Below are 20,294 nucleotides of genomic sequence, written 5' to 3' on the forward strand. Positions count from 1 at the left end.
GACGAGCCTGCCGCCTCCCGGTCGCGTGAGGGTCAACCCCGGGGTCGTACCGCCGGGACCAGTGCGGCGCGCAGGTCGGCGAGGTTGGTGGGGCGACCGTAACGCCAGCCCTGGCCGTGGACGCAGCCGATCGCGGTGACCGCCGCGTGCTGCTCGTCGGTCTCCACCCCCTCGGCGACCACGGTCAGGTCGAACGCCCCGGCCAACCGGGTCACCATCTCCACCGTCGCGTACGCCCGGGTGTCGTCGCCCAGCCGGGCCACGAACGACCGGTCGATCTTCAGCTCGGTGGCCGGGATGTGGTGCAGGTAGCTCAGCGACGAGTAGCCGGTGCCGAAGTCGTCGATGGCGATCCGGATGCCCAGCTCGCGGAGCTGACGCAGCCGCTCCAGCACCGTGTCGCTGCCGTCGATCAGCGCCGACTCGGTCAGCTCCAGGGTCAGCGCGCGGGGGGCCAGGCCGGCGCCGGCGGTGGCCGCGGTGACGGTGGCGATCAGGTCCGGCCGGCGCAGGTGCGCGGCGGCGATGTTCACCGCGACCGTCGCCTCCGGGGCGCGGTTCCGCCAGGTGGCGGCGGCCCGGCATGCCTCGTGGATCACCCACCGGTCGATGGGCAGGATCAGCCCGGTCTCCTCGGCCAGCGGCAGGAAACGCGCCGGGGGGAGCAGCCCCAGCCGGGGGTGCCGCCAGCGCACCAGCGCCTCGGCGCTGCGCACCTCGCCGGTGGCCAGGTCGACGATCGGCTGGTACTCCAGGTGCAGTTGCCCCTCGTCGACGACGCGGCGCAGGTCGGCGATCAGCTCGGCCCGGCTCACCGCCGCCTCCCGCAGGGCCGGGGTGCAGGTGCGGTACACGGACTTGCCGCCCGCCTTGGCGGCGTACATGGCGATGTCGGCGTCGCGGAGCAGGTCGATGTGGGAGGCGTGCTGCGGGCCGTACTCGGCGATGCCGATGCTGGCCGAGGGGTGCACGCCCGCCTCCTCCTCCCCGGGGGAGGGTTGCAGGGCGGCGAGCAGCCGCTCGGCCACCCGCTCCGGCCGGACCTGCCGGTCGCCGTCGACGAGGACGGCGAACTCGTCGCCGCCCAGCCGGGCGATGCTCCCGTCGTCGGCCACGGCCCGCGCCATCCGGCCGGCGATGCTGGTCAGCAGAGTGTCACCGGCGCTGTGCCCGAACCGGTCGTTGACCTGCTTGAAGCTGTCCAGGTCCAGCAACAGCACGGCGACCGGGGCCTCGTCGCGCAGCGCCTCGCGCAGCCGGCGGTTGAACATCAGCCGGTTCGGCAGGCCGGTGAGCTGGTCGGTGTAGGCGAGATCACGCAGCCGGGCGACCAGCCGGAGGTTCTCGTTGGCGGCCAGCCCCTGCCGCAGCGCCAGGACGCCGAGCAGCGCCATCATGCCGGCGAAGACTATTTGCGGGGTCTGCCCGGTGGGCCGCCGGGCCAGTACCACCGCCACGATCGCCCCGCCCACCGGCAGGTACGGCAGGGCGACCCGCCACCAGGGCGGCAGCGGCGACTCGGTGGGCTCGTCGACGTCGTCCGAGACCGGGGGCAGCGGGTACCGGCTGGCGGCGGCGATCAGCAGGTAGCTCAGCGGCCAGCAGACATCGATCGGGTGGCCGGGGGCGTAGCTGCCGTTCGCGAAGAGCGAGACGTATGTGGCGTCGGCGACCGCCCTGGTGACCAGGCTGGCCCCGATCAGGGTCAGCGGACGCCACATCGGACGCGCCGGCCCGGCCACCGCGACCAGGATGGTCAGCTGCACCAGATCGAGCATCGGGTAGAGCAGCCCGAAGGTGCGCAGCGAGTCGGTCAGGTCGGCGGCGGCGATGCCGCGGAACACCACGACCCAGCCGATCGGGATGAGGGCGAGCCCGACGATGACGCCGTCCAGCACCGTCCGGGCCCGCCCGACGGCGCTGCGCGGGGCGGCGAGGGAGCAGAGCAGCGCGGCGGTGCCGGTGACGATGCCGAGGGTGAACAGCAACCCGATCAGCGGGGTGTTCGGCAGGCCGCCGTCGCCGAGCCGCTGCGCCGTCCACAGTGCCCGGCCGAGCACGGCGAAGCCCATGGTGGCCGCGAGCAGCGCCCAGAACCGGCGTAGCGGCGCGGGGTGCCGGCGGGCCGCGTGGACGCACGCGTAGCCGGCCCAGCCCGCCGTCGCGATCGCGCCGAGATCGCTGACCAGGGCCGCGCCGGGCAGTCGGGCGACCAGCCAGACCGCCTCGACGAACAGGACGATCACGGCCACGACGAGTCCGGCCCGACCGGGCCGGTACGCCCCGGCGGGGGTCGTGCGGGGGTGAGGCGCGTCGTGGGGCAGCACAGCGGTCGCTCCGGCTTCCTCTCCTTGCGCACCTCGATGGTGAGGACCGGTCGTTGACGGCGAACGACGAAAGCGTAGTCAGCCTACGGGCGTGCCGCCAGGGGCGTCCGGCCGCCTGCGGCGAGGGCTGCCAAGGTTCGTGGGGCCGGACGGAGGAAGCGTGCTCCACGTCGGCACGACGTGGTAGCCGAGGAGTGCACCCGCCGAGCCACGCCGGCGAGCGGTCAGACCCAGTCCTCGGCCGGGTCGCCGTCGGACGGGCCGACCACCGGAGTGGAGGCGACACCAGCACCAAAACCGGCACCGGCACCGGGCGGGTCAGCGGGGCCGGGGCCCTGGTCGGGGGTGGCCGCGGCCGGGGGGCCGCCGTGGGTCCACGGGGTCTCCGCCGGGTCGGGGAACGCCCCCGCCGGCAGGAACCCGTCCGACAGTGTGGTGAGGCAGAGCCGCTCCCCCACCTCCGGTACGGTGCCCGGCGGGGCGCTCAGCCCGCGGCCCATCCCGCCGGAGAGCTCCAGCACCACCTCGGTCTTGCCGTCGGCAGCCGGGGTCAGGAAGACCACCTTCGCCTTCTGCCCCGGCCGGGCCGTCGAGTACAGCGTCGCGCCCACCGGCACCGCCACCGGCTCGGTGGTGACCACCTGGATGCGGGGCCGCAGCACCGGCCGTTTGCCGGTGTCGTCCACCCGTCTCGGGTCGGCCAGCGTCACGTCCCCGACGAACGCCTCCCCGGTCAGCCGGTGCTCGGCCATCACCAGCGGGTCGTCGTAGGCGCGCTGGACCGCGTACGAGGTGCCGGCCCGCTCCAACCGGTGCAGGCGCACGGCCGCGGCCACCGCCCCGTCCCGGCGCGGCTGCGGCCCGCCGCCGGCGTCGACATGCTCGGTGTGCGCGGTGAAGGCGTCCCGGTCGCCGGCCCAGCGCCCCTCGACCCGCGCGCCGGGCGGCAGCGCGGCGAGCAGCCCCACGCCGCGCCACATCAGCTCCCAGGTGGGCGCGAGCTGCCCGCGCAGGGCCCGCTCCAGCTCCGCGTACGCGGACCGGCGGGCGGTGTCGTCGTCGGCCGCGTCGGTGTACGCGGCGATGGCCGGGGCGAGCACCCGGTTGTCGAACTCCGGGTCGGTGGTCGGGCCGGCGGGCGGGCAGACCGCCGGGTCCTCGGCCCGGGCCGCCGCCCGCACGCCGTCCAGCCCCGGCGGCGGGTCGAGCCAGCCGAGCACCGCCGGCAGGTGCAGGTCCTCCACCGAGCTCTGCCCGGTGGCCCAGTGCAGGGTCAGCGCCTCGGTCATCGCCAGCAGCGCCGACGAGCCGGGGTGCTCGGCCCGCTCGGCGAAGAAGGTCAGCCAGCGCCCGAGCAACGGCACCGACGGGTGCACCGGGTAGTCGCCGTCGGGCCGGCGGAACCGGGTGGAACGGCCGAACAACCGCAGGAACGTGACCCCGGCCGGGTTCGGCAGCAGCAGCTGCGGCGCGTCGACGTACCGGTGCCGGACGTCGCGGCCCCGGTCCACCGCGACGGCCTCGGACACCCCCCGGAAGGAGTCCAGGTAGGGCAGCACGATCCCGGCCAGCTCGGCGGCGAACGCGAAGCGCTGGTCCCGGTTGCGGGGCTGCGGCACGATCAGCAGCCGGGCGTCGTCCGGGGCGGCGCCGACCAGCGCCGCGAGGGGTGCGTTGGCCTCGCCGGCCATGGCCAGCGGCACCAGCACCAGCGGCCGGGGCGACAGGTGCAGGTGCCGGACGGTGGCCACCGGCTGGGCCACCCCGGCGGAGAGCGCCTGGGCCCTCGCGAGCGCGCGCAGCGTACTCATGCGGGTCGCCCGGCCAGGGCGTCGGCGCGCAGCCGGGCCGCGGCCCGCAGCAGCGCGGCGGCCTCCGCCTGCTCCGGCTCGCCGGCGTGCTCCCCGCCGGCCAGCGCGAGCGCCTCCGCCACCGTCGCCACCCCGCCGAGCGCCTCGCGGACCGCCCGGCCCAGGGTGGCCGTCTCCGCGCGGGTGGCGTGCCGGCAGAAGTACGCCAGCTCGCAGGCGGCCAGGCACTCCGGCGCGTAGCGGGCCGGCACCGACAGCAGGGACCGGCGCAGGTCGACGGGGTCGGCCGTGGGGTCGGCGGTGAAGCCGGCCGGCACGTCGGCCAGCAGGTCGTCGATCCGGGCCGCCCGGTCGAGCTGCCGGCGCAGCACCAGCAGTTGCTTGCGCACGTCGACGAGGCTGGCCAGCGGCTGGTTGGCGAAGTCGCGCGGGCAGACCAGCAGCACGTCCGAGGAGACCAGTTCGGGATCGTGCCCCTCGGCGGCGAGCAGCTCGCGCAGGGCCAGCACGTATACGGCGGACTGGATCGCGGCGGCGGCCACCTTGCCCGGGTCGGCCTGCCCGTCGATCACCGGGAACGACTTGACCTCGACCACGTGGAACCGGCCGGCGAGCCGGGCGGCGACCAGGTCCGGCTCCAGGTGCACCCGCTGGCCGGCGACGTCCAGGCCGAGCAGCGGGTGGTCGAACAGGGCGGCCGGGTCCCCCGCTCCGGTCGGCGCGGCTGCGGCCAACGCGGCCCGGGACCGCGCGGACCGGTCGGGTTGGCCGGGTTGGCCGGGCCGGTCGTCGGCGCCGAGGTCGGTCCACGTCGCCGGGCCGCCCGGGTCGACGCCGAGCCGCTCGGCGACCAGCCGGAGCAGCTCGGCCCCGCCGTCGGCCTTGACCTGCGCCTCGAACGCGTTGCCCCGGGTGATGGCGAACCGGGACTGGCCGAATCGGGCCGGGAAACCGACCCGCTCGGCCAGCTTCGGCTTGTCCACCCCCGCGCTGTCCAGCACGGCCCGGCGGGCGCAGCCGGGGTTACCGGTCAGGGCTGCGATCGTCCGGGCGTTGTGCCGCCGAGGTGGTGCGTCGCCCCGGATCTCGGCCAGTCGCTGCGCGGTGCTCGTCACGACACGCCACGATAGGCCCTCTCCGCCGGTTCGGCGCGGGCCGCGCCGCGCCGCACCAGCACGGCGACCGTGGCGGCGGCGACCAGCGCCGCCCCGGCCATCACCCAGAGCACGGTACGCAGGCCGCCGGTGAAGCCCGGGTCGGCGAGCCGGCCGGCGGTGGTGCTGGCCAGCACCGCGCCGACCACCGCGATGGCGATCGTCTCGCTGGACAACCGGGCGGTGTTGATCATCCCGGCCCCGGTGGCCGCCCGGCCCGGCGCGACGCTGCCGATCGCGATCGCGTCGAGCAGCCCGATCGACAGTCCGATCCCCACCCCGATGGTCAGCAGCGGTCCCGCGAGGGTCGCGGCGTCGCTGTCCGGGGCGAGCACGGTGGCCCAGGCCGCCCCGACCGCGACCACCGCCACGGACGCGACGATCACCGCGGGGGCCGGCACCAGCCGGGTCAGCGCGCCGCCGAGCAGCGGCAGCACCAGGGTGGGGGCGGTGAGCAGGATGAGCGTCCCGCCGGCCGCGCCGGGGCTCATGCCGACCACCGTGGTCAGGTACGACGGCAGGTAGACCAGCAGCGGCACCAGCACCGCGACGGTGGTGGCTGCCGCCAGGCAGACGCCGAGGAACCGGGGGCTCGCCAGCAGGGCCAGGTCGAACATCGGCTCGGCGCGGCGGCGCTCCACCCGGACGAAGACCGCCAGCAGGGCCGCCGCCGCGACGAAGGCGGCCACGATCACCGGGGCGGACCAGCCGAACTCGGGGCCCTGGACGAAGCCGAAGATGAGCAGCAGCAGTGCGCCGGTGAACGTGACGGTGCCCGCCCAGTCCACCCCGCCGGCGCGCGCCGGGCGGGACTCCGGCAGCAACGGGACCAGGACGAGGACCGCACAGGCGGCCAGCGCAGGGGCGGCGAAGACGGCCCGCCACCCGAACGCCTCGATCAGCAGCCCGGCGATCGACGGGCCGAACGCGAGGCCGACGCCGATGGCCGTGCCGAAAAGGCTGAACGCGCGGGCCCGGGCCGGGCCCTGGAACGCGTCCGCGAGCAGGGCGGAGGCGCTGGTGGCAGCAGCCGCCGCGCCGATCCCGGCGAGCGCTCGGGCGACGTCGAGCAGCACGATGTTCCCGGCGACCGCTCCGGCCAGCCCGGCCACCGCGAAGATCGCCAGGCCGACGGTGTAGACCCGGCGGCGGCCGAACAGGTCGGCGAGCGCGCCGGTGGCGAGCATGAAGCTGGCGAAGGTGGCGTTGTAGCCGTTCACCACCCACTGCACCCCGGCCAGCCCGGCGTCGAGGTCTCGGCCGATGTCCGGCAACGCGACCGAGGCACCGGTCAGTGAGATGGGCAGCGACACAGTCGACAGCAGGACGGCGACGAGCACGACGGCCGGGTGGTTGCGCACGATTCTCCCCGTTCTTCGCAGCCACCCCAGCCTAGGTGCCGCTACCGGGGCCGCCGCCTCCAGGACGAAGACCACCGCGCGGGTCGGCGGCGGCTCAGCGGCCGGCCGAGCGGTTCCAGGGCGAGCGGGGCAGGGCGGTACCGGCCGACGGGCGGCGGGCGCGGCGACGAGGGCGGCGGCCCGGCGTGCAGGGCGGGCGGGAGGCGGTGTGGACGGGGGTCTCGGACACGGGGGCGGGCTGGCTGCCGATCAGCCAGCAGAGGAAGCGGGCCATCGGCGGATCAGCCGACCGGGAGGCGTCGCGCCTCGGCCTTGGCGATGTCGTACTGGGCGCCGCAGAAGGTGCACTGCTGCGTGTAGCGGGTCCGCACCGGGATGAGCGGAACGAAGAACAGGGTGAACTTCGTGGACCGCCGGCTGATCACCTGGGCGGCATGGTTGCCGCAGTTGCGGCACACCTGCTGCACCACGCCCGAGCGGTCGACGTTGGTGCGGAGCCCGAATATGAAGAACATCGCCCCGCATTACCCACTCACCCTGCCTCCTGCACCTCCAGCTTCTGCCGCTTCCGAGTTCCGGGGTTCAGGACGGGACGCGCCCGCCCGCCGCGACTGCTTGCCGTGACGGGCGGGCGGGCGCGTGCTGCTCAGCCGACCGCGTCGGCGGTCGCCGGCTCCTCCGGGAGCCAGATGGGCTGCCAGTCCGGCATCTGGTGGTAGCGGACCAGCTCGCCGAAGCCGGCGACCGTCCCGCTCCACGCCGCGTACGGCGGGTTCTGCTCGTCGAAGCCGCTCTGCACGAAGGTGAGCTTGGTCTTCCCCTCGGACTCGGCCAGTTCCCAGGTGGTGACCCCGGTCGGGCCCCAGTCGACCGACATCCGCCGGCCCGGGTCCAGGTCGATCACCTTGGCCGCGTAGCCGGCCTCGAAGCCGCCCATGGCGTACCGGCCGCCGACCCAGGGCTCGATGCCGATCGGGTATCCGAACCAGGCGCTGGCCTGCTCCGAGTCGGTCAACGACTCGTACACCTTCGGCAGCGGGGCGGCGATGAGCAGCTCGCCGCGCAGGTCGGCGGAGGTGAAATCGGTGCGTGGTAGGAGCTGACGGCCCTCCAGGTGGGCGGCCAGGTTGGCGATCGCCAGCGACCAGTACGTCTGGAACACGCCCCGGATCGAGCTGCCGCTCATCGCCTCGGCGAAGTCGAAGTGGCTCTGACTCAGGGTGAGGATCGTCGACTCCCCCTCCGGCTCCAGGGCGATCTCGGTGGTGGTCTCCACCCCGTCGAGCAGCCAGGCGAAGCGCAGTATCCGGCTCTTCACAACTTGGGGTGTAGTTGGAGACCGAAATGCGCCGGGGCGCGCGTCAGTGATCGGCGCCGGCTCGATGCTGGCGGCGGCGCGTGATGCCGGATGGGGGCCGTCGGCGATGATGTCGGCGTGGAGTATGTGTCCAGGGTGCCCGGTCCGCCGCTGGACGGGCTGATCGACGACCTCTACTACCTGGAGGGCGCCCCGCCGTACTCCCGGTTGATGCTGCCGGCGGCGCCTGCGCCATTGCTTATCGTCAACCTCGGGGCGCCGTTTCTCATCCGCGCAGGCACCGACGTAGAAGCCGTGGAGTACGCCGACGGCTGCGCGGTCACCACGCCCACCCGCGCGTGGGAGTTCAGCTACCCAACCCCGACCCGGTCCGTCGGCGTCCACTTCAAGCCGTGGGGGCTGGCACCGTTCCTTCCGATGCCCGCGGCCGAGCTGTGCGACCGACCGGCGACGGTCGAGCAGATCTGGGGCCAGCCCGCTATCGCTGAGTTGCGACGCCGACTGACCTTGGCAGACGCACCGCACAAGATGCTGATGTTACTCGAAGAGGAACTGGTGCGACGGCTGCGGGCGATCGACGGTCTTGACCTGGTCCGCCAAGTGAGCAGCGCGATCGCGGCGACAGGCGGGACAGTGCCAATCAGCGACATCGGTGTGGCGGCCCGCGCCAGCAGCACGTACTTGGCGAAGCGGTTCAAGACCGTCGTCGGTGTCACGCCGAAACGGCTGGCTCGCAGCTACCGCTTCACCTCCACCGTGTTGGCGATCGACGTCGCTGCACCGATCGACTGGGGAGACGTTGCCGCCGACGCGGGCTACTTCGACCAGGCCCACTTCGTGCGCGAGTTCCGGGAGTTCACCGGTCTCACGCCGACCAGGTACGTCGAAGTCCGGCGGCGATTCCTGCGCGACCATCCTGGCCACGCACTGGGCGGCTGGCCGCTGCCAGCCGATTGATTTCGTACAAGAGCGACAGCTCACGCCGCACAAGACTGGGGACTCCCAACAGAGGAGGAATCCATGGGCAAAGTGGTCATGAACGCGTCGGTTTCGGTGGATGGTTTCATCGCAGCTGAGAACGACGATCCCGGTCCGATATTCGAGTGGCTGGTCAGCGGTGACGTGCCGTTGGACGGCGGTGGCGTTCTGAAGGTGTCGCAGGCGTCCTACGACCACATCCGGCCGTACTGGGACGAGATCGGTGTGACGATCGCCGGCCGTCACGTCTTTGACATCACAGACGGCTGGGATGGGACGCCTCCGAGTGGGATCGACCATGTGGTCGTCGTGAGTCACCGTGGTGCGCCCGAGGGCTGGGACCCCCAGGCGCCCTTCCACTTTGTCGACGGCATCGAGGCAGCCGGGGCCAAGGCGCGAGAGCTTGCGGGTGACCGCACTGTCGAGGTGGCCGCCGGCGACGTCGGCGGCCAGATGCTCGCCGCAGGTTTGGTCGACGAGGTACGCATGGACGTCGCACCCGTCGTGCTGGGCTCCGGCAAGCGCTACTTCGGGTCCGTCGACGCGCAGCACCTGTTGGAAGGCCCAGACGTAGTTGTTCAGGGCAACCGGGTGCTTCACCTGCGCTATCGGGTGCGCCGATGACCGATCTGAGTGGGTACGCGAAGAAGTCCGCTGCGGCGGTGACACGAGATCGGGCCTCCGGCTGCGTTTGTGCATCGCTGCCCCGGCATGGAAGTCGTGGTCTTCCAGATTGGCACACCTCGACTTGTCTGACGCTGCCTTTGCCTGCCCTGACCTGACCAAGTTCTGCCGGCTCGATGAGCTCGGCCTGGCCGTCACCGGCCAACGACTCAAGCCCGACCGTGCGGTGCTGGCATGCCGGGTCGTCGAACCGGACCAGTGGTGCCGTCGCTGTGGTTGCAAAGGCATACCGCGCGACACCGTGACCCGGGAGCTTGCCCACGAGCCGCTGGGCTGGCGGCCGACGACCCTCGTGGTGACCGTGCGCCGCTACCGGTGTACCGGTTGCGGTCACGTGTGGCGCCAGGACACCAGCCTCGCGGCTGAGCCGCGAGCGAAGCTGTCGCGTCGCGGGCTGCGGTGGGCACTCGAGGCGATCGTGTGTCAGCACCTGACCGTCGCGAGGGTCGCCGAGGGACTCGGGGTCGCGTGGAACACCGCCAACGACGCTGTCCTGGCCGAAGGCAAGCGGGTGCTGATCAACGACGCCACCCGGTTCGACGGCGTGGCCGCGATTGGGGTCGACGAGCACGTGTGGCGCCACACCCGCCGCGGCGACAAGTACGTCACCGTGATCATCGACCTGACCGGCATCCGTGACGGCACCGGACCCGCTCGGCTGCTGGACATGGTCGAGGGCCGCTCAAAGCAGGCGTTCAAGTCCTGGCTCGCCGACCGTGACCAGACGTGGCGCGACGGGGTGGAGGTGGTGGCGATGGACGGGTTCACCGGCTTCAAGACCGCCACCGCCGAGGAACTCCCCGACGCGGTTGCGGTGATGGATCCCTTCCACGTGGTCCGCTTGGCCGGCGACGCCCTCGACCGGTGTCGCCGCCGGGTCCAGCAGGCCATCCACGGCCACCGCGGGATGAAGAATGACCCGCTCTACTCCGCCCGCCGGACCCTGCACACCGGCGCCGACCTGCTCACCGACAAGCAGACCGACCGGCTCGCCGCCCTGTTCGCCGACGATGCCCATGTCGAGGTCGAGGCCACCTGGGGGATCTACCAGCGGATGATCGAGGCCTACCGCGAGCAGGACCGGGGTCGTGGCCGCGAGCTGATGGTCAAGCTCATCGACTCGATCAGCCACGGCGTGCCGAAGCCCCTCACCGAGGTCATCACACTCGGTCGAACGCTGAAGAAGCGCGCGGCCGACGTGCTGGCCTACTTCGACCGACCTGGAACGTCCAACGGACCGACGGAGGCCATCAACGGCAGGCTCGAGCACCTGCGTGGCTCCGCCCTCGGCTTCCGCAATCTCACCAACTACATCGCCCGATCCCTGCTCGAGACCGGCGGCTTCAGACCTCAACTACACCCTCATCTGTGATGAGCCCAGTATCCGCTCGTCGGCGTGCAGGAGCCGCTGGTGCGGGGCGTCGCCCTCCGGGGTGTAGCGCCCCCAGAACGCGTACCGGTGGGGCAGCTCCACCTCGGCGTGCTCGGCCAGCCAGACGCGCAGCTCGGCCGGGTCGGTGAGGGCCCTGTGCACGGCCTCGACGGGTGCGGCGAGCCGGGCGCGCAGGATCATCGGTTCAGTCACGGTCTTCTCCCTTGGGATAACAGGCCACGGCGAGCTTGAAGGCGTCCCCCTCGGCGCCCCCGTAGCGGGTGAACAGCTCTTGCAGCGTGGTGCGCAGGTCGGCGAGGAACTCCTGCCGGCGCTCGGCCGGCACCCGGATCTCCCCGGAGACCCCGATCGAGGGCAGCTCGGGAGCGGCCCGGTCCAGGGCGGCGACGTCCGCCTGAACCTCCTCCATGAGGTCGAGCAGGTGGCCGAGGCTCAGCTCGTCGCGGGCCCGGCGCAGCCCGCCGATCCGGCCGACGAGCCGGGGCGAGAGCCAGTAGGACCGGGCGGCCGCCTGGTAGATGCCCTCGCTGATGCCGCGCACCTTGCGCTCGGCCACCTGCTCGGCCAGGCCGGCCGCCGAAAGGGGCGGCCGGGGATGGCCGCCCCTTTCGTCGTACGGTGGTCAGGCGGTCCAGTCCGGACGCAGCGGGTAGCCGTTCACCCCGTCCGGGCCGTTGCGGGTGGCCAGCACCTGGTGCAGCTGGATGCCATTGCGCTCGAACGCCAGCCGGGAACCGGCCATGTACAGGCCCCACACCCGGGCGGTGCCCTCGCCGACCTCGGCCACGCACTCGTCCCAGTTCGCCACCAGGTTGCGACACCACCCCGCCAGGGTCAGCGCGTAGTGCTGGCGCAGGTTCTCCTCGTGGTGCACCTCCAGCCCGGCGTCGTGGATCTCGCTGATCAGCCGGCCCGGGCCGGCCAGCTCGCCGTCGGGGAAGACGTACCGGTCGATGAACGCGCCGGAGCGGTGCGGGGCCCGGTTGTCGGCCCGGGTGATGCAGTGGTTGAGCAGCCGGCCCCCGGCCCGCAGCCGGTCCCGCAGGGCGCCGAAGTAGACCGGGTAGTTGCGCACCCCGATGTGCTCGGTCAGGCCGATCGAGGAGACCACGTCGAACTGCTCGCGCGGCGCGTCCCGGTAGTCCAGGTGCCGCACCTCGGCGAGATCGGTCAGCCCCTCCCGCTCGATCGCCGCCTGCGCCCACTGCGCCTGCGCCCTCGACAGGGTCACCCCGAGCGCCTTGACGCCGTACTCGCGGGCCGCGTGCCGGACCATGCCGCCCCAGCCGCAGCCCACGTCGAGCAGCCGCATCCCCGGCTTGAGCGCGAGTTTCCCGGCGACCAGGTCGTACTTGGCGGCCTGGGCCTGCTCCAGCGTGTCGTCGGGGCCGCGGAACACCGCGCACGTGTACGTCATCGAGGGGCCGAGCACCCTCTCGTAGAAGGCGTTCGAGACGTCGTAGTGGTGCGAGATGGCGGTGCTGTCCCGAGACCGGGAGTGGCGCAGCCCGTTCATCACCCGCTTCCAGCGCGGCGCGGCCTCCTGCGGCGGGGGCGGCGGCGGCATCAGCCGCTCCCAGCCCAGCCCGCGCACCAGGGCCAGCCCGTCGGCCAATGCCGGCGGGCGGAGCCTCAGCTCGTCCTTGAGCACCCGCAGCGCCTCGTACGGGTCGCCCGGGTGGACCCCGTCCAGGGCCAGGTCGCCGCTGACGTACGCCCGGGCCATGCCCAGGTCGCCGGGCGCGGTGAGCAGGTACGACAGGCCCCGCTCGGAGCGGATGTCCAGGGTGATCCCGGCGTCGGCGGGGCCGACGGCGCTGCCGTCGTACCCGGTGATCCGCACCGGCAGGGGTCCGGCCGTGACGGCGCGGACCACGTCGGACACGGTCGGCGCCGGCCGCCGGCCGCCGGCCGGCGGAGTGGACGGGACGCTCGCCGCCCCCTGTTCTCGATCGGTCAGGCTCATTCTCGTGCTACCGCCTTCTCGTAAAGTCCGGTGAGCCGGTGGTCCGGGTCGTAACGGTCCTTCACCGCACGCCAGGTTTCGCCGCCGTAGAGACGGTCGAAGGCCTGACGGTCGTAGTACGCGTCCGAGTAGAGCGACTTGTGGCCGCCCGCGTCGGACACCGCGCGCTCGATCAGCCGGTTGACGTCGCCGTCGGCGGCGCCCTCGGCGATCGGCACGGTCCCCCAGAAGCCGATGTTGACGTAGTTCTGCCCGGGGCGTAGGGGGTACAGCGGCCAGGGTCGGGCCGATCCGGGGCCGGCCGGCTCACGCAGCCGCAGCGGGCAGAGCCAGACCGGGGACATCCGCACCTCGCGGGCGAACCAGCGCAGGAAGTCGGCCATGCCCTCCAGCGGGATCTCCACGTCCTGCACCACCCGCTCCCGGGCGGGCTGGCCGCGCAGCCGGTCGATGCGCGCGGCGACCTGGTGCCGGTGCTCCAGCCGGACGAGGCGGTGGTAGACGTCGCTGCGCCGCCAGCGGGCCGGCCAGACCCGCCGGACGACCGGGTGCTGCACCCCGAACGCCGCCGAGCACCAGAACCAGTCGGTGTCCCAGCGCCAGAGGTAGTCGTAGGTGCTCAGCCAGTCGCGGGTGAGCCGGCGCAGCGAGCGGTAGTAGATGCCCTGGCCGGTGTAGTCGCTGACCTGCGGCGCGTCGTCGGTGAAGGCCGCCAGCACCAGGTACGCCTCGCCGGGGCTGAACACCACCCCGTCCATCGCGTCCACCGGCTCCCCGCCCCAGGACCGGGTGGCGGTGACCTCGCCGATGGCATCGGTCAGCGCGGTCAGGTCGGTGAAACGTACGTTGCGCAGGGCCACGTACCGACGCACGGGCGCGAGCTCGATGCGCAGCCGGGTGGCGTAGCCGAGGCTGCCCAGCGAGTTGGGGAAGGCGGCGAAGAGGTCGGCGTGCTCCCCGTCGGGGCGGGCGGCGACGATCTCGCCCGCGCCGGTGAGCACGTCCATCTCCAGGACGGATTCGTGCGGCAGGCCATTGCGGAACGAGGTGGACTCGATGCCGAGGCCGGTCACCGCGCCGCCCAGGGTGATGGTGCGCAACTGCGGCACCACCAGCGGCATCAGCCCGTGCGCCAGGGTGGCGTCGACCAGCCGCTCGTACGTGCACATGCCCTGCACGTCGGCGGTGCGCGCCTCGGGGTCGACTCCGATCACCCCGCCGAGGCCGCTGACGTCCAGCCCAGGGGCGCTCGGCGCCGATCTCGGGCGGAACAGGTTCGAGGTGCGTTTGGCCAGTCGCACGGTCTCACCGGCGGGGACCGCGGCATACGACCGCCGCAGCAGATCCACCGCTCCGTCGTGGTCAACCCCATGATCCACACGGACAGCACACATGCGATCACTGTACGCGCGAGAGGGTCGATCCCGTGGGACGTCCACGGTGGCCGTTCCCACGTCACGCGGCATACCGTGGGCAGCATGCCGAGAGCCATCTGGAACGACCTGGTGATCGCCGAAAGCGACGACACGGTGGTGGTCGAGGGCAACCACTACTTCCCGCGCACCGCCCTGCGCAACGACCTGGTCCGGGAGTCGTCGACGCACACCTTCTGCCCCTGGAAGGGCACCGCGTCGTACTACACGCTGACGCACGACGGGCGGACCAGCGCCGACGCGGTCTGGTACTACCCGGAGCCGAAGCCGGATGCCGAGATGGTGCGCGACCGGGTGGCCTTCTGGAAGGACGTCACGATCACCGACTAGCCCCGACGCCCGCTTGGGGGACGGGTTTACCCACGCCCAGGCGCTTGCGGGCGGATATACGCGGTCGTCAGCCGCGGTGGGCGCGCAGCTCCGGGCGTAGGGCGCGCAGCTGGGCGAGGTGCTTGGGCAGGTGGACCCGGGTGTGCAGGTCGAGGGTGCGGCCCCAGGGCAGCGCCTCGTCGACCCGCAGGTCAACGTCCTCGTGCAGGCGGGTCTCGACGAGCGTCTGCGCCGCCGCCGGACCCAGCCGGTCCACCAGTACGCAGAGCTTCTGGCTGGTGCCCCGCAGCATGGTGGCCAACCCGGCCAGCCCGCCGCACTCGGCGACCAGCGCGTCGAGCTGCGGCCGGTGCACGGTCTCCAGGTCGTAGTACGCGAACGGCGACCCGGCCAGCACCGCCTCGGTGGCCTCACTCATCAGCTCGTCGTTGGCCGCCAGGTGCGCCACGATCTGCTCGGCGCTCAGCTCCCCGCCATCCGGCGACTCGAACCCGCCCGCGTCCACCTCGGCGAGCACCTCGTCGTACGTCCGCCGCAGCCGCCCGGTCTCCACGCCCCCAGTCAACCCGGCACCCCGCCGTCCTCCCCCTGGTGGACGCGCCCGGTTCACCCGGAAGGGGACGAGGCCGGCCCGGGGAGCCGACGTGACGGCCGGGAGCCGACGTGACGGCCGGGAGCCGACGTGACGGCCGGGAGCCGACGTGACGGCCGGGAGCCGACGTGACGGCCGGGAGCCGACGTGACGGCCGGGAGCCGGTGGTCGCCCCACGCCGTCGGCCCGGGCACCACGGTCGAGATTGCAAGCGCCCGGGTGGCGCTGCGCGCTCCCTATGGAGCTGCCCCGTCTGCGCTACCGGGCCGGCGGCAGCACGAACCGTCCCAGGGCCGGCCCGGCGGTAGCACGAACCGTCCCGTGGTCGGCGGTAGCACAAACGGGGCAGCTCCATAGGGAGCGACGGAGGGGTTGGCCGGTCGGAGCGGACCAGCCCGGCGCAGGGCACGCCGTGAGCAGAGGGCACGTCGCGAGCAGAGGGCACGCCGTGAGCAGGGCCACTTTGACGACGGGTTCGGCCCTACCGTCAGCGGCGGCCCTGGCGGGCGCGGAGGTAGTCGCTGACCACGTACTCGCCGAGGTCGTCGAGGTCCGGGGTGAACATCCGGCCCCGGGAACGGCGGGCCACCGCGTCGACGAAGCGGCGCAGGCCCGGGTCGTCGCCGAGCATGAACAGGTTGAGCGTGGCTCCGGCCCGGGTCAGCCGGTCCACCTCCCGGATCGTGGCCTCGATCGTCTCCGGCAGCGGCGGCCAGTTGAAGTACGCCTCGCCGTCGTCGGGGTCTAGGTGGGCGGTCGGCTCGCCGTCGGTGACCACTAGGACCACCGGCTCCGCGCCCGGATGGCGGCGCAGGTGCCGGCCGGCCAGCCGCAGCGCGTGCTGGAGGTTGGTGCCCTGCTGCAGGTCCGGTTCCACCGCCGCCAGCTCCGCCTGGGTCAGCGGCGCCGCCTCCCGGCCGAAGCCGACGATCTGCAACGCGTCCTGCGGGAACCGGGTCGCCACCAGGTGGGACAGCGCCAGCGCCGTCTGCTTCATCGGCCCCCACCGCCCCTGCGAGATCATCGAGTACGACAGGTCCACGCAGAGCGCCACCGCCGCCGACGCCCGCCGCTCGGTCTCCGCCACCTCGAAGTCGGAGACCGCGAGTTGGACGGGCACCGTCGGGCCCGCCCGGGCGACCGCCCGGGTCAGGGTGCGCACCACGTCGAGCGGCTGCTCGTCGCCGTACTCCCATGGCCGGGACGCCCCGCTCGCCTCGCCGGCGGCCCCGGCCGAGCGCAGGTCGTGCTGGCCGCGCGGCCCAGCGGTCAGGTCGGCGAAGACCCGGCGCAGGGCGGTGCCGGCGAGCCGACGCAGCGCCTTCGGGCTCAGCGTCAGCCCGTCGGAGTCCCGGGTGACCCAGCCCTGCCGGCGCAGCTCCCGTTCCAGTTCCCGCAGCCGGCGCACGTCGTCGGCGGCGTCGCGGCCCAGCGTCCGGGACACCGCGTCGACGTCCACGTCGTCCAGGGTGGCCCCGGGCTGGTCCTGGTCGAGGGCGTCCAGCAGCTCGTCCAGCTCGGCGATCTCACCGAGCGCGTCGGCCGCCTCGCCGTACCCGAGCGACTGCTCGCCGCGGACCCGCTCGCCCCGATTCCAGTTCAGGTCGGGTCGCAGCGCCCGCAGGTTCGCGTCCAGCGCCGACAGCTCGCCGGCCAGCCGGTCGCCGAGGGACTGGCGCATCAGGCCGGCCAGCTCCTCGCGCTGCCGGTCCGACAGGGACCGCATCAGCCGCTCCCCCGCCGCCGCGCGCCGGGCCAGCACGTCGACCAGCTCGTCGACGTCCTTCGGCCGCTCCGGGAAGAACTCGCCGTGCCGGCGCATGAACTCGGCGAACGCGTCGGTGGTGTCCTCCGACCGGGCGTGCCGGGCAAGCAGGTCGTTGAGGTCGCGCATCATCTCGGCGAGCTGCCGTTGGGCGGCCGGATCGGCGGCGGCCCGCGCCGCGTCCCGCAGCCCGGCGAAGCGCTGTTCCAGCACGTCGCCGCGCAGCCCGTCGAGGATCCGCTGGTACGCCTGCCGGGCCTCGGCGCTGGCCCAGGAGTACCCGGAGAGCTCCCGCACGGCGCGGGCCGTCGACCGGGGCAGGTTGTCCAGCACCGCCTCGGCGAACCGGGCCGCCTCGTCGGTGCGCCCGCGCAGCTCGTCCCGCTCGGCGGCGAGGGCCTGGTCGAGCAGCGCCCGGGCCCGGGTCACCGCGCCGTCCAGGTCGCCCCGGCGCAGCGTCTCCCGGCGCAGCCGCCGGGCCCGGGCGGCCAGGTCGTCCAGTCCGCCCCTGCCCTGCAGGCCGCGCCGCAGCAGGTCGCGCAGCGCGTTGCGCAGGCTGCCGCCGGCCAGCATCTCCGCGCCGACCGCGTCCACCGCCGCCCGCACGTCGTACGGCGGGGCGAGCGGGTCCGGCCCGCCGTGCCACTGCCCGTACCGGAACCGGTTGCCGGCCACGGCTCAGCCCCGGCTGCCGTAGACGGTGCGCCCACTGTCGGTGACGTCCTTGCCGAGCCGGCGCGTCAGGTGCAGCCCTTCCAGGACGAACTCCACACCGGCCGCCGCCTGTTCCGGCGTCGGCGCGTCGCCCATCCCCAGCCGGTCGAGCGCCTTGGCCAGCCCCGGCACGGTGCCGACCTGGCGCAGCAACTCGGCCGAGGCGACCAGCTCGCCGGTCTCGACCACCCGGCCGTCGTCCACCAGCGCGGTGAAGCCGGACAGGTCCAGCCCGGCCATCCGGGCCCGGAACGTGTCGTCCGTGGCGGTACGCAGCAGATGATCCAGGACCTCGATCTCCCGTCCCTCCTCGCCGCTCTCGAACTCGACCTTGCCGCGCAGCGTCGAGGTCACCGACACGGCGTCGCCGATCCGGGCCACCGGCGCCTCGGACGCCGGGTCGGAGCCGGCGGCGAGCAGGCCGGTGCGACGCAGCGCGGCGGCGGCCACCGTCTCGGCGGCGGCGATGGCGAACCGGGCGGAGACACCGGAGCGCTGGTCGACCGACGGCGAGTCACGGACCGCGCGGGCGAACCGGGCGAGCACCTCCAGCACGTGCTCCGGCACCTCGCCGACCGGGTCGGCCTCCTGCCGGATCAGCGCCAGCTCCAGTTCCAGCTCCAGCGGGTAGTGGGTGTGGACCTCGGCGCCGAACCGGTCCCGGAGCGGGGTGATGATCCGGCCCCGGTTGGTGTAGTCCTCCGGGTTGGCGCTGGCCACCAGGAACAGGTCCAGCGGCAGCCGTAGCTGGTAGCCCCGGATCTGGATGTCCCGCTCCTCCAACACGTTGAGCAGCGCCACCTGGATCCGTTCGGCCAGGTCGGGCAGCTCGTTGATGGCGAAGATGCCCCGGTTGGTGCGGGGCACCAGCCCGAAGTGGATCGTCTCCGGGTCGCCGAGGGTGCGCCCCTGGGCGATCCGGATCGGGTCCACGTCGCCGATCAGGTCGCCGACGCTGGTGTCCGGGGTGGCGAGCTTCTCGCCGTAGCGCAGCGAGCGGTGCAGCCAGGCCACCGGCAGGTCGTCGCCGGCGGACTCCGCCAGGGCGCGGGAGGCGGGGGTGAGGGGGTGCATCGGGTGCTCGTTGAGCACCGAGCCGGCGATCACGGGGGTCCACTCGTCGAGCAGCGCGGCCAGCGAGCGGATCAGCCGGGTCTTGCCCTGGCCGCGCTCGCCGAGCAGCACCATGTCGTGGCCGGCGAGCAGGGCCCGCTCGACCTGGGGCAGCACCGTGTCGTCGTACCCGACGATGCCGGGGAAGCGGTCCTCGCCGGTGCGCATCCGGGCGAGGAGGTTGTCTCGGAGTTCCTGCTTGACCGTGCGGTGTCGGTGCCCGGCGGCCCGCAACTCGCCCAGGGTGGCGGGCAGGTCGGCGGGCGGGACCGGGAGAACCTGGTTGGGCTCAGTCACCCGACCAACGCTAGCGCGGCACAGCCCGTCGCCCCGCCCCGTCGCCCGCACGGGCCTGAGCCCTCACCTTCCCGCCCGGGCGCGAATCAGCTTCGGCACCGCCGCGAGGCCGGTGACCGGGCGGAAGGCGCGGGCGGCGGCGGCCAGCGCCGCGTACTCGTCGTCGGCCAGGTCGATCTCGGCGGCGGCGGCGTTGCGCTCCACCTGTTCCACGCTCGACGCACCGGGGATGGCCACCACGTTGGGGTGGCGCAGCAGGTGGGCCAGGGCGATCTGGCTGGGTGTGGCGTCGTGCGCGTCGGCCACCTCGCGCAGCGCGCCGATCAGCGCGGCGCCGCGCTCCAGGTTCTCCGGCAGGAAGTACGGGTTGGCCCGGCGCACCGCCCCGCTCGGCGGGTTCCGCGCGTCGTACCGGCCGGACAGGAAACCCTGGGCGAGCGGGCTGTACGCGATGACGATCCGGCCGGCCTGCTCCGCGTACGGCAGGAGGTCCTTCTCGGGCCCACGGTCGACCATGCTGTAGCGGACCTGGTTGCTGAGCACCCGGCGGCCCAACGCGGCCTCGGCGAACCGCCAGCGGCGCAGGCTGTAGTTGCTCACCCCGACCTCGGCGACCAGGCCGACGTCCTGCAGCGCCCGCATGCCCCGCATGGTGGTGGTGTCGGCGACCACCGGATTGGCCTGGTGCACCTGGTACAGGTCGATGGTGCGCACGCCGAGCCGGGCCGCCGAGGCGACCGCCCGCTGCTGCACCACCGGGGCGACCGGCAGCAGCGGGAAGATCTTGCTGGCCACCACGACCCTGCCCCGGTCGTCGCCGAGGGCCGCGCCGAGGATTCGCTCGCTGCGGCCGAAGCCGTACACCTCGGCGGTGTCGAACAGGGTGACCCCGAGGTCGAGCGCCCGCCGGACGATGTCCGCCGCCCGGCGCTCGTAGTCGGGCCCGTAGCCCCACTCCTTCGAGCCGAACTGCCAGGTGCCGAGGCCAATCTTGGAGATGGGCTTGGGGGTGTCGAGCTGGACGAAGCGCATCCCCCGAAACTACGCGAAAGGTAGGG

18 protein-coding genes are annotated in these 20,294 nt (G+C 73.5%); 4 read left to right on the top strand and 14 right to left on the bottom strand.

Annotation, left to right across the window (positions count from 1 at the left end):
• Positions 1 to 32 precede the first annotated feature (32 nt).
• From OG559_RS05680 to OG559_RS05705, 6 genes are all read right to left on the bottom strand, one after another.
• Positions 33 to 2,252: a putative bifunctional diguanylate cyclase/phosphodiesterase gene (locus OG559_RS05680; RefSeq protein WP_405113163.1), complete on the bottom strand. Its 2,220-nt coding sequence runs from the start codon at positions 2,250 to 2,252 to the stop codon at positions 33 to 35.
• A gap of 299 nt (positions 2,253 to 2,551) precedes the next feature.
• Complete coding sequence (locus tag OG559_RS05685; protein WP_405113165.1) at positions 2,552 to 4,138, bottom strand: hypothetical protein; 1,587 nt, start codon at positions 4,136 to 4,138, stop codon at positions 2,552 to 2,554.
• Entirely contained in the window at positions 4,135 to 5,253 is a 1,119-nt protein-coding gene (locus OG559_RS05690; RefSeq protein WP_405113167.1) for a hypothetical protein, read from the bottom strand. Before OG559_RS05690 ends, OG559_RS05685 begins: the two co-directional genes overlap by 4 nt.
• Positions 5,250 to 6,653 carry an MFS transporter gene (locus OG559_RS05695; RefSeq protein ID WP_405113169.1) on the bottom strand — a complete coding sequence of 468 codons (1,404 nt, stop codon included), beginning with the start codon at positions 6,651 to 6,653 and terminating at the stop codon, positions 5,250 to 5,252. Before OG559_RS05695 ends, OG559_RS05690 begins: the two co-directional genes overlap by 4 nt.
• A 281-nt stretch (positions 6,654 to 6,934) precedes the next feature.
• Entirely contained in the window at positions 6,935 to 7,168 is a 234-nt protein-coding gene (locus OG559_RS05700; protein ID WP_405113171.1) for a zinc-ribbon domain-containing protein, read from the bottom strand.
• A gap of 131 nt (positions 7,169 to 7,299) precedes the next feature.
• On the bottom strand, positions 7,300 to 7,971 hold the full coding sequence (locus OG559_RS05705) for an SRPBCC family protein (RefSeq protein WP_405113173.1): 672 nt from the start codon (positions 7,969 to 7,971) through the stop codon (positions 7,300 to 7,302).
• 117 nt (positions 7,972 to 8,088) lie between these two features.
• Here OG559_RS05705 and OG559_RS05710 point away from each other — a divergent pair, with 117 nt between their 5' ends.
• The 3 genes from OG559_RS05710 (at position 8,089) to OG559_RS05720 (ending at position 11,005) form a co-directional block, all read left to right on the top strand.
• Complete coding sequence (locus tag OG559_RS05710) at positions 8,089 to 8,928, top strand: helix-turn-helix domain-containing protein (protein ID WP_405110595.1); 840 nt, start codon at positions 8,089 to 8,091, stop codon at positions 8,926 to 8,928.
• 63 nt (positions 8,929 to 8,991) lie between these two features.
• Positions 8,992 to 9,573 carry a dihydrofolate reductase family protein gene (locus tag OG559_RS05715; RefSeq protein ID WP_405110598.1) on the top strand — a complete coding sequence of 194 codons (582 nt, stop codon included), beginning with the start codon at positions 8,992 to 8,994 and terminating at the stop codon, positions 9,571 to 9,573.
• 124 nt (positions 9,574 to 9,697) lie between these two features.
• On the top strand, positions 9,698 to 11,005 hold the full coding sequence (locus OG559_RS05720) for an ISL3 family transposase (RefSeq protein WP_405110601.1): 1,308 nt from the start codon (positions 9,698 to 9,700) through the stop codon (positions 11,003 to 11,005).
• Here OG559_RS05720 and OG559_RS05725 read toward each other — a convergent pair.
• From OG559_RS05725 to OG559_RS05740, 4 genes are all read right to left on the bottom strand, one after another.
• The gene (locus OG559_RS05725) at positions 10,988 to 11,218 is read right to left on the bottom strand and encodes a hypothetical protein (RefSeq protein ID WP_405113175.1); all 231 of its coding nucleotides are present in this window, start codon (positions 11,216 to 11,218) and stop codon (positions 10,988 to 10,990) included. The genes OG559_RS05720 and OG559_RS05725 overlap by 18 nt on opposite strands.
• A complete protein-coding gene (locus OG559_RS05730) occupies positions 11,211 to 11,582 on the bottom strand; it encodes a hypothetical protein (RefSeq protein ID WP_405113177.1) in 372 nt (123 codons plus the stop codon). Before OG559_RS05730 ends, OG559_RS05725 begins: the two co-directional genes overlap by 8 nt.
• A gap of 66 nt (positions 11,583 to 11,648) precedes the next feature.
• The gene (locus tag OG559_RS05735; RefSeq protein ID WP_405113179.1) at positions 11,649 to 12,992 is read right to left on the bottom strand and encodes a class I SAM-dependent methyltransferase; all 1,344 of its coding nucleotides are present in this window, start codon (positions 12,990 to 12,992) and stop codon (positions 11,649 to 11,651) included.
• Positions 12,989 to 14,386 carry an FAD-binding oxidoreductase gene (locus tag OG559_RS05740; RefSeq protein ID WP_405113181.1) on the bottom strand — a complete coding sequence of 466 codons (1,398 nt, stop codon included), beginning with the start codon at positions 14,384 to 14,386 and terminating at the stop codon, positions 12,989 to 12,991. The genes OG559_RS05735 and OG559_RS05740 overlap by 4 nt, the downstream gene beginning before the upstream one ends.
• Before the next feature lie 84 nt (positions 14,387 to 14,470).
• Between OG559_RS05740 and OG559_RS05745 the strand changes: the two genes are divergently transcribed.
• On the top strand, positions 14,471 to 14,755 hold the full coding sequence (locus OG559_RS05745) for a DUF427 domain-containing protein (RefSeq protein WP_405113183.1): 285 nt from the start codon (positions 14,471 to 14,473) through the stop codon (positions 14,753 to 14,755).
• Positions 14,756 to 14,822: 67 nt separating this feature from the next.
• Here the strand turns inward: OG559_RS05745 and OG559_RS05750 are convergent, their stop codons facing one another.
• The 4 genes from OG559_RS05750 to OG559_RS05765 form a co-directional block, all read right to left on the bottom strand.
• Positions 14,823 to 15,308, bottom strand: a complete 486-nt coding sequence (locus tag OG559_RS05750) for a hypothetical protein (RefSeq protein WP_405113185.1) — start codon at positions 15,306 to 15,308, stop codon at positions 14,823 to 14,825.
• A gap of 526 nt (positions 15,309 to 15,834) precedes the next feature.
• Positions 15,835 to 17,787 carry a vWA domain-containing protein gene (locus tag OG559_RS05755; protein ID WP_405113187.1) on the bottom strand — a complete coding sequence of 651 codons (1,953 nt, stop codon included), beginning with the start codon at positions 17,785 to 17,787 and terminating at the stop codon, positions 15,835 to 15,837.
• Between the two features lie 3 nt (positions 17,788 to 17,790).
• On the bottom strand, positions 17,791 to 19,236 hold the full coding sequence (locus OG559_RS05760; RefSeq protein ID WP_405113189.1) for a magnesium chelatase: 1,446 nt from the start codon (positions 19,234 to 19,236) through the stop codon (positions 17,791 to 17,793).
• 63 nt (positions 19,237 to 19,299) lie between these two features.
• Positions 19,300 to 20,268, bottom strand: a complete 969-nt coding sequence (locus OG559_RS05765; protein WP_405113191.1) for an aldo/keto reductase — start codon at positions 20,266 to 20,268, stop codon at positions 19,300 to 19,302.
• Between the last annotated feature and the right edge of the window lie 26 nt (positions 20,269 to 20,294).

Source organism: Micromonospora sp. NBC_01405, from assembly GCF_045040155.1.
Taxonomy (GTDB): Bacteria; Actinomycetota; Actinomycetes; order Mycobacteriales; family Micromonosporaceae; genus Micromonospora.

What these genes read in the sequence shown, in the direction of transcription:
- OG559_RS05735 (WP_405113179.1), bottom strand. Translation starts at nt 12,992, where the DNA reads ATGAGCCTGACCGATCGAGAACAGGGGGCGGCGAGCGTCCCGTCCACT.
- OG559_RS05765 (WP_405113191.1), bottom strand. Translation starts at nt 20,268, where the DNA reads ATGCGCTTCGTCCAGCTCGACACCCCCAAGCCCATCTCCAAGATTGGC.
- OG559_RS05685 (WP_405113165.1), bottom strand. Translation starts at nt 4,138, where the DNA reads ATGAGTACGCTGCGCGCGCTCGCGAGGGCCCAGGCGCTCTCCGCCGGG.
- OG559_RS05700 (WP_405113171.1), bottom strand. Translation starts at nt 7,168, where the DNA reads ATGTTCTTCATATTCGGGCTCCGCACCAACGTCGACCGCTCGGGCGTG.
- OG559_RS05745 (WP_405113183.1), top strand. Translation starts at nt 14,471, where the DNA reads ATGCCGAGAGCCATCTGGAACGACCTGGTGATCGCCGAAAGCGACGAC.
- OG559_RS05740 (WP_405113181.1), bottom strand. Translation starts at nt 14,386, where the DNA reads ATGTGTGCTGTCCGTGTGGATCATGGGGTTGACCACGACGGAGCGGTG.
- OG559_RS05715 (WP_405110598.1), top strand. Translation starts at nt 8,992, where the DNA reads ATGGGCAAAGTGGTCATGAACGCGTCGGTTTCGGTGGATGGTTTCATC.